Genomic DNA, 14,590 nt, shown 5'->3' on the forward strand with positions numbered 1-14,590 from the left:
TTGATCACTTTTTCAGGAGAAGATCTATGAACGCACTGATGTACGTGCTGGGGAAAATCAAGACACACATCCCGATGGAACTCTTGCACTACGGCTTGACCTACGGGGAAGACAACCGGCTCTATCAGCTGTCGTCTATGGACGAGAAGATCATGTCCAAGGTGATCCGTCCTATCGTGATGCTGGACGCCAACATCGTGGGTGGCACGGAGCACATCATCCAGATGCACACGGTCAGACCCACTATGTCTGAGACCATGTACACGGTCTACGCCATACCCACTGAGTTGACCATGGGCAAGGAGATCCTCTCTGCCCAAGCGATCACTTACCTGCCTACGTTAGGCTACAGTGGCTTACCCAACGCTTTTGGTGGTGTGGGCACTGTCAACTCGTTTCACCAGCCTATCATGGCCTCTGGTCAAGCTTTGAACAGTGTCAGCAACAAGATCGCTTCAGCAGCCACGGGGTACAGTTTGCTGTACAACACCGTGGTGGAACTTGTGTCTCGAAACACGGTGGCCGTCTATGCCAGCTATCAGACACTGAACAACTTTGCGCTGCTGGCTATCTTGGAGAACGACAGCAACCTGAACAATATCCAACCTAAGAGTTACCAGCAGTTGTCCGATCTGGCTATCTTGGCTGTCAAGATGTACATCTACAACAAGTTGATCATCCCTATCAACAGCGGATACCTGAGCGGCGGTCAAGAGCTGGGTGTGTTCAAGTCTGTGCTTGAAAGCTACTCGGAAGCTGCTGAGCAGTACAAGATCTTCCTGAGAACCATCTGGACACCTGTGGCGTATATGAACGACGCTAAATGGCACCACGACTTTATCTCGATGATGATCGCACCTGATCTCTGAAATGTCACCACGTCTCCTTTGTGGGGACGTGGTGATTTTATTGTCTCGTTGCAATGGTCTGAAAAATAACCCCCTAACCACCCAGCAGGAGAATTTACCGTGCCCAAACTTCCCCGTGTCAAAACACCTCGTAAGACTTCTGAACTGTCTGCCAGCGGACTGAATCGTGAACAGCGTCGCGAGCTTGCTCGCACCAGCAACAAGCTCGTGGACGGCAGCACACGCAGCAACCCCAATCAACACAACGCTCTGGTGGCCGCCTCTTCCGAGAGCTGGGATGACCTGATGCAACTCTGTCAAGAAGTGGGTCAAGCTGTGACCGAGCTCTTTGATAACGTCCAGGCCATGACCACTTACGAACATTTCGCTGAAATCCTGGGCGATAGCATCGGCGAGTTCAACCGCTATCGGGTACAGTTTGAGTCCGATGTGTCCAAGTTCACGGACCGCATGCTGGCCATCCGTTCTAAACACGCCGACAAAACTGGCCCTCTGAAGACTCTGGATGACTCCATGGTCTACAGTGACATCTCCATGCAGTACATCGGTGCCAGCCAAGAAGTCACCAGCTTGCTGAACCTGTCGGTGTTGTCCATGTTCCAACTGTTCAGCGAAGGCGAACAGCGCTTGTTGGCCAAGAACGCTGAACTGGATGCCAAGGGCGTCACCACCGTTGAACCCAAAGTTGAAACAGCCGCAACCCTTGGCTGAAGAAAGAAGTTTCCATGACCGCACCCGATACCCCTAACCCAGTGCCTGACGACGAGTTGGTGTACACCCCGCCTGAAGACCAGATCGATGTGTCTTCTGAGGCATCTGTCCAGATGGTCAATGAGACCACCGGTGAAACCGAGTACATCCCTGAAACTGTGAATCTTCACCGAGGACACGCTCACGTCACGCATTCTGCGCAGGTCAAAGACAAGAAGCCGAAGGAGGGTGACTACCTGTTCCACCTTCCCAGCTACACGCTGCGCAACAGCGCGATGCTTCTGCGTCGCAACGACAAGATCCCTGGCATGAATCGCGACAGCCCGGTTATCGAAGCTTTTGCGGATCGTCAGCGTGAAAGTACCAACTTCTATACGCCGGGTGGCCTGTACCAAGATCTGTTTGAAGATTCAACCCAGCAGTTTGAACAGGGTATCAAGCACACGGACGGTCGTCTGCGTGGCATCACTGCGCCCAAGTTCAAGTCTGTTGTTGGCGCTGAACTCACCAGCGACATGGCTGTTCTGAAAGTCAGCAAAGCCTTGGGTCTGGGTGAGCCGGTCTACGTGCCACTGCCGCACTCTGGCATCGTGGTCACGATCAATCCCCCCACCGAGACAGATCTGATCGACTTCTACACATCGATCTTCCGTGAGAAGATCTACCTGGGTCGGATGACTGCTGGCATGACATTGACCAACATGTCGGCCTACATCAACAACCGACTGTTTGACTTCATTGCCAAACACATCACGGCCATCAACTACACGGACATCACGGCTTCCAACCTCAGGAAGTACATGTTGATCCATGACTTCCCTATCCTCTGCTGGGGCTTTGCTTCTGCGATGCATCCGAACGGTTTCGACTTCTCTCGTGACTGCTCGTTTGATCTGTCCAAGTGCACCCACACAGAGACTGGCGTTATCAACCTCCAGTTCCTGTACTGGTGCAACAACATGGCGTTGACCGAGTTTCAGCGTGTCACGCTCTACGAAGCTCGACCCAAGAGTCTGACTCTGGACACTTACAACAAGTACGTGGCAGAACACAGCCGCACCAAGTCAGCTCAGATCGCTCTGAACGACAGTTTGGTCTTCAATCTGAAGGTACCTACCTTCGATGAACACATCTCTGACGGTCTGGCTTGGTCCAACATGATCAACACAGCCATCGACACAGTCATCGTGACAGATGCCGGTGAAGAGGCTACCGCGGATGCTCGGAAAGAACTGCTTCAGCAGTACGTCAGCGCCTCTATCCTTCGCCAGTTCAGCCACTTTGTGGACAGCATCGAAGTGGACGGTGAACTGATCCAGGGTCGTGAAGCGGTCAACAAGGTGCTCTCTCTTCTGTCCTCTGACGACAACCTCCGTCCAGAGATCTCTAAAAAGATCATCCGGTTCAAGTCAGACACCACGTTGGCTTTGATCGGTCTGGAAGAGTACAAGTGTCCCAGCTGCGGTAAACCTCAACAGGAAGAGCCCGTCAATCCAGGCTTGGCCAATGTCATCCCTATCGACGTGATGCGCACTTTTTTTACATTGGTTACTCTCAGAGTCTCCCGGATCACAGCGCGGGGGTAACCGATTACATTGCGTCGTATGGGTTTGGAGCCAAGGTCAACTATGACGACTTCCTGTACGACGCTTTGAAGTGGTTCACAGGTAAAGATGACTACCTTGCGGCCAAGCAGTTGCTGGTAGAGCTTCAGGAGACCGCTTACGGTATCCATGACTACCGTCAGTCTACGCATCCATTCGCCACAGCACTGATGCGTGACAACGCCAAGTTCATGGATCACTATCTGTACGACGCCTATCTGGATTCGTACATGATGCGTGACGTGTTCAAGTACACGGGCATACCGTTTGACGACTTCCTGAACAGACCTCGGTACAAGATCGATAAGATCCTGCAAGCCGTGGATCGTCACCGCAAGAAGGAAAGCAGCACGACTGACGACGTGTTGAAACATCTGAAGTCTCAGCATGAAATCTGACAGACCCTCTGTGCTCTTAGGGGCACAGAGGGATCTGATTTTCTTTGGGTTACATATATACTTGTTGAACATCCTTATCTGAATTCTTGACATGGTGTCACGGACAGTTAGGGTAGAGAGGAGCTAGATGGATAGAGTTGAATTGATAGAGCGGTACAAAGCCGCTCTGGCGGAACTCCCGCTGGAACCGACGCAGATGATCGTCGGGGCGGGAGGGGCGTGCGTCATGCACGGTGTCCGAGAGGAGACCAGTGACATCGACGTCGACGTTCCAGCGGACTTGTTTACCAAGCTGCTGGAAACGGGTGTCTTCAACACCCACTACTTCGGCACCACGCTGGTGCTGGAGTACAACGACTTCATTGACATGCATGCGATCACGGAAGACCGTGCTACCGTGCTGATCGATGGCGTCTGTTGCCACTCCCTGGAGGAAACCTTGGCCAGCAAGCTGAGGTTGAACCGAGCCAAAGACCAGCGAGACATCGCTGCGCTCAAGACAAAGGTGTCCACGGAGCAGGAGCGCCAAGCAGCCGCTGAAGCGCGAGTTCTTTATTCAGAGGGGCGCGCATGACCGCGATGACATACGAGCAGCTGGCGGATAATCTCCGCCGGATCACCCGCCAGATCCGGGAGAAACGCATGGAGGGATTCCGGCGAGTGATCGTCGGGATCCGCTCCCGTCGAAAACAATCTGCGTGCGATGTCGCACTGTCAGAAGCATACGATCGTATGCTTCTGTTGAAGGGGTCTGGCAGCCCCTTGGTCAATGGCGACATTGACGACTTGCTGGACATGGTCAACGAAATTGTTGACCTAGACAGGGTCTGCGCCGATATTGACGCGGAGGAGGAGGAGAGCGCCTCCTGATAAAGAGATTCCACCTACCCGCTTCAAGGCTGGGTAGGTGGGTTTTCTTTTTTGGTCTTGTGGTCAAATGAGATGACCAGGAGAATCTATGAGCAAAAAGATAGTGAAGAGGGAAGTCCGCTTTGCGGTCCATATCCCCAAGTCAGACTACAGGGAAGACTGCCACTTTGTCAAGGAGCATGTTCATTACGAGGATGGCACCTCTGGACCCAGCACCTACCTTGTGAAAGAGTTTCAGCGACCACTGTGGGTGACTCGACCAGAGCACCGCAATCACAAAGACAAGAAAGAGTTTGAACAGAGAGACAAGACCATCCAGGTCAAGTGCACAGAGTCTGACTTGAACAGACGTGCGGCTGAGATGTTGGACATGCCTCATCTGGCCACTCAGCCTAAGAAGCTGAAAGACAGTCCATACTTGTACGGCTTTGACAGAACGTCTACCTCTATCATCAAGCTTCAGAACTTGATGAAGAACGAATTCATCCAGACACCTTATAGTGTCGCTGGGTTCGACATTGAAACAGACATTGATACCTTAGAGATCCTGATGGCCACTGTGGTCTACAGGGGCAAGGTCGAGATGTCTATCTTGTCCAAGTATCTGGCTAATGTCAGCAACTACACGGACAGACTCAACAAAGCTATCGAGAAGTACCTTCCTGAGTACGCGAACAAGATTCAGGTGGTGACTCGGGTATTTGAGACTGAGGTAGAGTTGCTGGCAGATGTGTTCAGGGTAGCTAACGAGTGGGCACCTGATTTCTTGGCTATCTGGAACATCAACTTCGATATGAAGCGGATCATGGACAGACTGAAGGTTCACAATGTGGATCCCAAGAACATCATCTGCGATCAGAACGTCCCCAGAGCCTACAGATACTGTCGATACAAAGAAGGTATCACTCGAAAAGAGACTGCGTCTGGCAAGTCCAAGCCCATTAACCCTTCTCTCCAATGGCATTACCTGACATCCACAAGCACGTTCTACGCGATCGATGCGATGTGCGTGTACCGACAACTGCGCATTGCCAAACCTGAGGAACCCAGTTACTCGTTGGACGCTATTCTTCAGAGGGTGCTGAAGAAGAGAAAGCTGACCTTTACAGAAGCTGACGCCTATGAAAAAGAGGCGTGGCACAGGTTCATGCAGAAGAACTACCCGATCGAGTACATGGTGTACAACATCTTCGACTGTCTGGGTATGCTGGAGATCGAGGAGAAGACCAAAGACCTTTGTAACAGTTTACCAGCTGGCGCCGGTATCACGGACTTTGCCAAATTCAACAGCAATCCGCGTAAGATCGTGGATGCGTTGTTTCTGTTTGGGTTAGAGAGAGGTGTGGTGGTGGGTACAGCTGGCAATGTCTCAGAGGACAAGGAGCTGGCCGACTGTGTACCGGATGAGTTGCTGGAGTCTGTAATCGATGCCGATGACGATGATGAAGACGATGGACCAGACGAGAATGGTCACGAAGACCAGAACAAGTACACCGGTCTTGGTCTGGCCGGCTGGATCCAGATGCTTCAGCAGAATCTGCTGTTGAATGAAGGACTGAAAATCTTCCACGACTTCCCTGAGGTTGTGTCAAACTTCAGAGGTACGGTGTACGATGTGGACGCCACAGCAGCGTACCCTACAGCCACTTTGGTGGGCAACGTCAGCAAAGCCACCTGTGTCAACGAAGTTATCAGCATCGCTGGTATCGCTGAGGATGTGTTCAGGGAACAGAATCTGACAGTGTGTCTGGGTGGCATGGGTGTACTGGAGTATCACTCTGTGATGTACGACTTGCCAACTTTGGACAGCGCAGAGTTGGAAGACTTCCTGATGACCGTCTGAGGCATTTTCTGACCAATCAACTTGTCTAAGGAACATCCATGGCTTTTGCCTTAGAAACCATAGACTACCAGCTCAAGGACGCCTTTCCGGGGCAGCTGATCGAGCTGGTGTCTTCTATTTACAAAGAGATCGACAGAAAGAAGTTCAAGAACACTCGAAACTTGATCGGGACAAGTGCGTACCCGAGTCAGATGGAGAAGCTGATCCACGGACGCCTTGGACTGAACGTGAAGTTCATGAAAGAGCTTCACGTGCTGACACCGGCTGCGGTGATCCCGTTCTTCGGTGATTACTTCAGACACGCCAAGGACATGAACCAGTTCAAAGCTGGCAAGTTCTCCTCGATCTTTTCTTTTTCGCATAAAGCGATGGAAGAGTACAGCCAGATCGAGAAGCACCGCAAAGCTCAGCTGAAGAAGCTGGATGGCCGTAAAGGTTATGTGGACACACGGTTGGCCAGGGTAGGGGGGTACCTGGCTGAGGTGGGTCACTACTTGATCATCGACTTTGTGCTGCTGAAAGACTTTGGGTTGACACCTGAAGAGACAGCGGCTGTGATCTGCCATGAGCTGGGTCACGCTTTCGATGGCTTGGAAGAACACAACCGCGTGGAGACCACCAACAGGTCTATCTACGACGTGCTGTCTGAACTGAACAACAAGGACTACGAGAAAGCAGTGTACCTGTTCAAGAACAAGTTCACGAAAGCTGAGTTCAACGAGTCTTTGCTGACAGACGACAAACACAGGTATGACTTCTGTGGTCAGCTGGCTAAGGCGTATCTGGGAGAGATCAAGTCCCAGATAGCCAACGGGAAATACAACCAGACCAACTATGAGAACATGTCTGATACCTTTGCCACCAGGTTTGGGTTGGGCAAGGAGCTGGTCAGTGCTCTGGCAAAGATGATGGCGTTCAGCGGAGCGATAGCTCCGAACAGCAAGGTGTTGTACGCTGTGCTGATCAGCGTGGACATCATGGTCTTTGCTGCTTCGTTCATGGTGTTCCCTGTATGGGGAGCTTTGGTCTTCTGGGCAGTGATCTTTCTGTTACACAACAGTGACACTGTGGACATGACATATGACTTCCCGATGGACAGGTTTCGTCGTGTGAAGCATACCGTGGTCAACGCGCTGAAACGTTTGCATCTGCCGAAAGAGGTACTGCAAGAGCTGCTGGACCAGTACGACTTTATCAGCGGTATCCTGGAAGACCACATGGATGTGAATGGTCTGCCCTATGAGATAGCGGATCTGGTGCTTCCAGATGCCAGAGAAGCCAGGTACTATTCTGATCTTCAGAAGTCCCTGGAAAACAGCTTGAACAACGAGCTGTTTGTGAAGTCAGCCCAATTGAAAGTTCTTTGAAAAGGAAAACCCATGTCCAAACCTGCTTTGACCCAAGACCTGCAAAGTCGCCTTCTCTCGTTCAACCATCGTCGGCTGAAGCCTTATGAGTTGACCTTGCTGGCAAAGGCTATCTCTGAGCGTATCGCTCTGCCACCTGCCAGTGAGGTGAATCTGACGCTGTACGTGCAGAAGTACAGTGCAGCCATCGAAAGTGTCCTGTACGACTCTCTGAACCAGTACATCCACTTCACTCATGAAGACACAGCTGGTTTGAAAGCCACTGTGGTGGAGTTTGTGTCGTGGCGCGCAGCTGTGGCCTGGCAGCCCGAAGCCATGATCTTCAGCGGTAACCGTGAGACTGTCATCGACGAGATGAGCCAGATCACCCGCTATGTGGACGCTGGTCGTCTGTGTCAGATAGGTGACAACGCTGGCAACGCCAACTACATCTTGACCACCTTCCGAAGTGTGCTGCTGACCGACTGGGTGGCTGATCCTTCGACAGAGCGCCCTGTGGTGGCAAGGGGCTGACATGGCACTTGACAATGTGATCGACCAACACCAACAGCCTGTAGAAGGCGGCAACACGCCAGAAGCAATCGTGGGCACAGAGAGTTTGGTGTTTGAATTGGCGCCGGCACAGAAGGCCTGGATGATTACAGCCGTCGATCGGCTGGAAGCGGCTGAGGCTTTGGCTGGTTTAGAGACTGTCAGCGGCGCAGTGGCCACGGAAGCTGTCTCAATCATGCCGGCGATGATCACCGCGACCCTGGCGGCCAAGATGTCTCAGTCTCCCAGTGTGGCTAACAAGACAAGGGCTTATGCCGCTCTGACCTCTTACAGTCCCACTGACTTGACACAAGCCTCTGTGATTGCGTCTGACATCATGGCTATGCTGTATCGAATCTCCGATGCCTTTAAGGAGCTGGAGCCACTCTACGATCAGTGCTACGGACAACTGAACGCGATTCTTGACCCTCTGGGGGGTACGGGATTCTCGGTACCCATTATCTACCGCAACAAAACTTACGACGCCTGGACATCTACCAGTCTGCGTGAACTGGCACACATCATCGATGACAAAGAGTTGATGTACGAGCCATTTGCGAACAAGCTCAACAAAGCTGTGATTCAGGTACTGATGGCTCATGTCGAGTTGTCTAAGGTTCGCCAGTTCAAGAACGGGTTGGCAGATATCGACCCTGTGTCCGTTAGCGCGGTCACCAGCAGCGTACTGGGCTTTCTGCGGGAACACCGTGCTGCTGTAGATCGTGTCAACGATAAAGGCGAGTTCGCCTACAGTCTCATCGAGACTGGGGGTAACAACTCGCGGGAAGCTCTTCAGCTTGTGGATGACATCTACGAAGCTGGTGAACTTTGCGTGATGCTGAAGGAAGGTTTGCCTTTCTTGGAAGCTGTGATTGACCTGGCAAAACTGGTCACTACCCTGGGTAAATAAGGGCTTGAGACAGGGGTGGACCTCGGGTCCACCCCTGTCCAGGCTCGGGTATTCTGTGAAATTTCAGTCCTTTACGAGAGGTGTAAAATGCGAGTTCGAGTCTTTAACAGTTCCCTGATGGATGGCGAAGGTGCTATTTCTGTCGGGTCTTACGTTGCACAGGCACCTGTGTACATGATGCGTCCTGCGACCGAAGCCGACGAAGTCGTGCAGATGCAGTATGTTCAGAACAAGGCCAGCGTTCTGGATGTGAACAACTTTACCACGGGTATTTTGCACACCCAGCGTTTGGGTCCCTTTGGTGGCAAAATCACCAAAGTCGGAGCAGGGAGCGCTATCAACATAAGCGTGGGTTCCAGCTTACCGGCGGGTCTTACCGTCACATCTAGGGCCTATGTCGGTCCCTACGGCTATGTCACGGATACGTCTTCTCTGACAGCTGCCAATATACCGGGTCAGTCTTGGACCAAGCTGTCTGGTCTCCCGAACACTCGTGGCGGTTACGGTATCACCGATCTGCTCGGACTGAATGGGGGAACAGTTACAGGGAATATCACGCTGGACGTGGCGGATCCCACAGCGATCACGTATTCTTCTGATCTTCAGACCGTGACAAAGGCCTATGTTGACGCAGCAGCGGCTGCCTCAGGTGGCTCTTCCGGCCCTTTGTACGTCACAGGGGATATTCGATTGACTGCGTCTGACGTTGCGCCCGCCGGTTACATCCGAGCCAACGGTGGCAATGTCCTAAAATCTACCTACCCCGACCTGTACACACGGTTTGGAAACAAGTACGACTACCGCACTATCCCCGGCGCAGGTCGCCCCTGGGAGCAGCAGTACCATTTCAACAAACTGAATCATCAGGTTAACACGAACTGGGGAACCGGGACCTCCATGTCGTCCGCTGTTTCTGATCACCAGTGTGTGGTGGTGAACAACAAAGCCTACATTTTGGGCGGAAAAAACAGCGCTGGTACAACTATTGGATCAACGCTGGTGGCCGACCTTACCGCGTTTGGACAATTGACCAATGGCTGGACCGCCGGCGTTTCGCTACCCGCCCCACGTCAAAGCGCCAGGGCTGTTGTTCTGAACAATAACGTGTTGTTGTTGGGCGGAGCTTTGTCCGGTGGCACAGTAACGGACAGTATTGCGTACGCGACAGTCGGCGCAACAGGACTGATTACCTCTTGGCTTAATTGGGCGGCTGTACTTCCTGGTCCAAGAAAGTCTGGATCTGTTGCGATCATTCGTGATCGTCTTTTTTACTTTGGCGGGCGAGATGCGACAAACACCGTGCAGAGCACAGTTTACTCTATCGCGATCACAGGTTCGCCTGGTTCAGAATTTCCAAGCGGCGAATGGAGAGCAGAGTCAGCTATGCCTGTGGCACTGTCTGAAGCTTCTTTGGTTGTAACGGATCGGAAAGTCTATATGATCGGTGGCGTCACCAACACCACTGGTCCATGGAGCGGCATCTTGTCGGCTGACATTCAACAGGACGGGAGACTTAGCGCCTGGACTACCCACTCGTGGACTGTTTCTGGATCGCCCGCATATCGACATCGGTGCACTATGCATGTCACAGCTGACCGTGTTTACTTGTTCTCTGGCATGGTGCAGAGTAACGCCGTTGTCACCGACATTATCAGCACATCCATCGATCGCAACACTGGTCTTATGGATACCGGAGCATGGCGTACCGACCTGCCGTACTTTGGCGAAGGGGTGGCTGATTCGCAGATGATCTCTGTGAAAAACTTGCTGGTGCGTATCGGCGGAGAGATCAGCAACGGAACCATCAGCCCTGCTATCTACAGGACACAGATTCCGGGGGGAAGCGATTACTACCCCCCTTACACAAGTTATCTTGGTAACTTGACCCCATCAAACAGCTTTGGGTTGCCTGATCTGTCTGAGATCGAAGAGCGCGGCGTTCACGCCTGGATCAAGAGCTGAGTAACATCGACCCACATATCTAACTGAGGTAAAACTATGAAACTCACTATCTATGACAACGATCTCGCCTACGGCGGTTTGATGATCGACGCTCAAGGGTTTATTCGCGACAGGATCTTTCTGTCAGCGGAAGGCAACGCAGGTCTTTCGGCGGTCACCAAGAGCTATGTTGACACAAAGGCTCTGAACCTGTCGGCTAGTGCCCTGGTCACTGATTATGTGCCGGCTGGAAACGCCCCGTTTTACACGGGTGCCGTAACGTTTGAGCACGATGATGGTTACGCACAGTACTACAATTTACCGACAAACGGTGTGACCCCTGGGTGGTATACCAAGTTTGTTCTGGACGACTATGGTCGCGTCAGCCAAGGATTGTTCCTTGAGGCTAGCGATATTCCTTCAGCCGGCTGGAGCGATGTCAGTGAGAAACCTACCACTGCGGCTGGTTTTGGTGTCACCGATGGGCTCCTGACCTCTGGCGGAACTCTGGGTGGTCCGATCACAGTTGCCGCGGATCCCGTTACACCCGACGAAGTTGCCACAAAGGGCTATGTTGACACGACACTGTCCGGTGGGCCAGCTGTAGAAGGTTTGCCTATTGGTTCGATCGTTTTGACCGACACGTGGGACAGTGCCAAGTTTATTCAGTGCAATGGCGGCGTTCTCCCTATCGACGGATACGGAGGGATCTTTCGACCACTGTACGACGTTATCGGGCACGCGTATAGAAACGCGGCGACCCAAGGTCACGGACAACCGTGGAAACAACAGTACAGTTTCAATTCTGAACAAACGGAGATAGCCGCTCCGTTCTACGCTATCCCTAACTCAACGATCAGTTCGGCTGAAGGACAGCGGGCGCTGATTCGTAACAATGCTGTCATCAGGTTTGGTGGTAAACTGAACACGACATACTACACGACGTGTAGTTCCATGTCTATTCGAGAAGACGGTAGCTTTGGTATTCAGGTAGGAGTAAGCACGGGCGCTCTTCCTGCGTCACGGGCCTACGGACAAGTACTTTCTGTTGGTGGGTACATTTACTACATCGGTGGAGAAACCGTGGGTGGTGTTGCGTCGAATGTAATCTGGCGAACCTCCTGGGGTACCAACAATACGTTCGGGTCATGGTCTACAGTGGCATCTTCACTTCCTACGGCGGAGACCGGACACTGCGCTTTTGTAATCGGCAAGAAGCTGCATGTGATCGGGTTTGGTACATCCTACGTGATCGATTTAGCCGGCGGTGGACTGATGACTGGTTCGTGGTCGTCCTCTTTGGGTGGCGCGACACCGGAAGCTGTTCGCCACAGTGACTACGCTATCATCGGGAATCGGGTGTATCTCTTCGGTGGATTGCTCGGCGACGGCGCCGGTACCAACAAGATCTTCAGTGCTCCGATCAATCTGGACGGCACACTGGGCGCCTGGGTCACTGAGGCTCAGACACTTCCTGTGGCTATGGGTAAAGCTCAGGTGGTCGTGGTGAAGAATCGTGTTTACTTTATTGGTGGTACAAATGGCACCACCTACAGTTCAGCCACTGTAAGCGCTCCTATTTTGGAAGACGGGACAATCGGGACATGGGCTATCGACGGTTACTCTACGTCGAGCGAAATGGCCGGGCACCAAGCGTTTGTCATTAAAGACCTGCTGGTTTATCTTGGCGGTCGCGGAATCGCAGGGTACCCTACGGCCATCTACGCAACGGCGTTCCGTGGTGGACTGAATGACTACACCAACTTTAGTACTCAGCAGATCAACGCGGCTGGAACGGCGACGGAGTATAACCTCCCTAACCTGGACGATGTCCGGGTAGACGGCATGCAGTACTACATCAAGTACGCTTAAAGATACCCCCTCTGTACCCGGTCTTCCCGGGTACAGAGGGAGGGTATTTTGTGAATCCCTTTTTTACATCAGGAGTGCTCCATGCAGCTGTTCTACGGTAAACCACACGCGTCCGCCAGTGACGGCGTCATCTATATTCCTGGTGCGACCATCACCACACCCATTCGGCTGTCTCGTCTTCCTTTGCTGGAGAACGAGGCAGCTTCTAAGTCCTATGTAGACTCAGCTGTACAGAATCTGAATGTCTCCAGGTTGTCTGATCAAGCTTTGGCGGTGTCAAATCTTCCTGCTATCGGTGGTCACTTTTACAGTCTGCCAGGTACAAACCTGACCATGTATCAGCCCACAGGTGTGACCCCTGGATGGATGAGTTCTGTGACAGTTAACAGCCGAGGTCAGGTCATAAGCGGCACTGACCTGATCGCTGAAGATTTCCCTAACTTGGACTACAGTCTGGTGAGTAGCGGTCAGCCGACAGACCTCGCTGGACTGGGTATCACTGACGTGATGTCCGATCAAGGTGGCGCATTTGCCGACAACGTCACATTGATCGGTGACCCTGTTCAGGATACTCACGCCGCCAGTAAAGGCTATGCTGAAGCCATCGCAGCAACAGGTGGATCCAATGGGTTGTCAGTGGGTGACATTGTCGCTATCTATAACCCACAAGCTTCTGATGAAGAAGGACTGCTTCGGGCTAACGGCGGACAGGTCAACATCGCCGATTTTCCAGCCTTGTATGCCAAGGTCGGCGCTCAGGCCCGAAACACGGCAGTGGCTGGCTATGGTCGACCCTGGGTACTACAGGGCGGCGGTCTTAACCCCACCCAATCGACCAACATCTCCGGCTGGCAGTCGAGTAACCCAGTTCCGTTAGCGTTGAACAATCCTAGCTGTTTTGTGACCAAAAATCGTGTCTACCTGACAGCCGGGCACACAGGTGTCGGCTTGAACACAGCGATCTACACCGCGACCATCGATGGGTCTGGTGACATCGGCAGTTGGACAGCCACTGGTAACAACTACAACACCTCCTCGAATCCCTTCTACCACACCACCGCTTCCGTCATTCTGGCGAAGAATAAAGTGTTCATTTTTGGTGCTGTTACCGCACCCGAATCTTCGGGTTATGTCTCAGCAACCATAAACGGCGATGGTACTATCAGTAACTTCTCCGCTCTGAGCAATCTTCCCTTTAGCTTGACCGGTACCCGCAACAACGTTTTCTTCAAACTGGGTAACAAGATCTACGCTGTCGTTGGACGCAAGGTTTACATGGCGGAGTTCAGCGCTGATGACAATCTGGGAGCATGGGAAGAGTATGACAACATGCCAGACGAATATCATTCCGGCGGTATGTTTGTGGTGACACCCGGATTTGTTTACGTCATCAACCACTGGGCACAAGGTGGAGCTCGATCACGCAACATGTTACGTGCGGGTCATGATGTCAGCGGCAACCTCGGTGGGTGGTCAACTGTTCCGTCGGGCTTACCTGCGCTGTTTTTCACAGAGCAGTTCTACCTGACCAGTCAGTCTCTTTACATCCTTGGCGCGGGGTCATCCGGTACTACATGCTACAGACTTCCCGTTTATGCCGATGGTAGTCTCGGTCATTCGTTCGTGAGCGACAATCTTTCTGTTCGGAAAACAGACGCAGCTGTGGTGGCTACC

13 protein-coding genes are annotated in these 14,590 nt (G+C 52.5%); all 13 read left to right on the plus strand.

The genetic code is table 11. The annotated features are described in order from the left end of the window. The first annotated feature begins 26 nt into the window (after positions 1-26). On the plus strand, positions 27-869 hold the full coding sequence (locus tag PHN51_12060; protein ID MDD2819514.1) for a hypothetical protein: 843 nt from the start codon (positions 27-29) through the stop codon (positions 867-869). Positions 870-968: 99 nt separating this feature from the next. Next, a complete protein-coding gene (locus PHN51_12065) occupies positions 969-1,580 on the plus strand; it encodes a hypothetical protein (protein MDD2819515.1) in 612 nt (203 codons plus the stop codon). Between the two features lie 14 nt (positions 1,581-1,594). Beyond that, entirely contained in the window at positions 1,595-3,166 is a 1,572-nt protein-coding gene (locus PHN51_12070; GenBank protein MDD2819516.1) for a hypothetical protein, read from the plus strand. A gap of 65 nt (positions 3,167-3,231) precedes the next feature. Next, positions 3,232-3,582: a hypothetical protein gene (locus PHN51_12075; GenBank protein ID MDD2819517.1), complete on the plus strand. Its 351-nt coding sequence runs from the start codon at positions 3,232-3,234 to the stop codon at positions 3,580-3,582. Positions 3,583-3,709: 127 nt separating this feature from the next. Further along, positions 3,710-4,156 carry a hypothetical protein gene (locus PHN51_12080; protein MDD2819518.1) on the plus strand — a complete coding sequence of 149 codons (447 nt, stop codon included), beginning with the start codon at positions 3,710-3,712 and terminating at the stop codon, positions 4,154-4,156. Then, entirely contained in the window at positions 4,153-4,452 is a 300-nt protein-coding gene (locus PHN51_12085) for a hypothetical protein (GenBank protein MDD2819519.1), read from the plus strand. The genes PHN51_12080 and PHN51_12085 overlap by 4 nt, the downstream gene beginning before the upstream one ends. A gap of 88 nt (positions 4,453-4,540) precedes the next feature. Continuing rightward, entirely contained in the window at positions 4,541-6,295 is a 1,755-nt protein-coding gene (locus PHN51_12090) for a 3'-5' exonuclease (GenBank protein MDD2819520.1), read from the plus strand. Between the two features lie 38 nt (positions 6,296-6,333). After that, a complete protein-coding gene (locus PHN51_12095) occupies positions 6,334-7,662 on the plus strand; it encodes a hypothetical protein (GenBank protein MDD2819521.1) in 1,329 nt (442 codons plus the stop codon). A 12-nt stretch (positions 7,663-7,674) separates the two neighbouring features. Further along, positions 7,675-8,175, plus strand: coding sequence for a hypothetical protein (locus PHN51_12100; GenBank protein ID MDD2819522.1), 501 nt, complete (start codon positions 7,675-7,677; stop codon positions 8,173-8,175). Between the two features lies 1 nt (position 8,176). After that, entirely contained in the window at positions 8,177-9,103 is a 927-nt protein-coding gene (locus PHN51_12105; GenBank protein ID MDD2819523.1) for a hypothetical protein, read from the plus strand. A gap of 87 nt (positions 9,104-9,190) precedes the next feature. Beyond that, entirely contained in the window at positions 9,191-11,065 is a 1,875-nt protein-coding gene (locus PHN51_12110; protein MDD2819524.1) for a tail fiber protein, read from the plus strand. Positions 11,066-11,101: 36 nt separating this feature from the next. Beyond that, a complete protein-coding gene (locus PHN51_12115) occupies positions 11,102-12,916 on the plus strand; it encodes a kelch repeat-containing protein (protein MDD2819525.1) in 1,815 nt (604 codons plus the stop codon). A gap of 81 nt (positions 12,917-12,997) precedes the next feature. After that, positions 12,998-14,590: hypothetical protein (locus tag PHN51_12120; GenBank protein MDD2819526.1), on the plus strand; the 1,593-nt coding region annotated here is incomplete at its 3' end.

Source organism: Candidatus Nanopelagicales bacterium (assembly GCA_028687755.1).
GTDB lineage: Bacteria > Actinomycetota > Actinomycetes > S36-B12 > S36-B12 > UBA11398.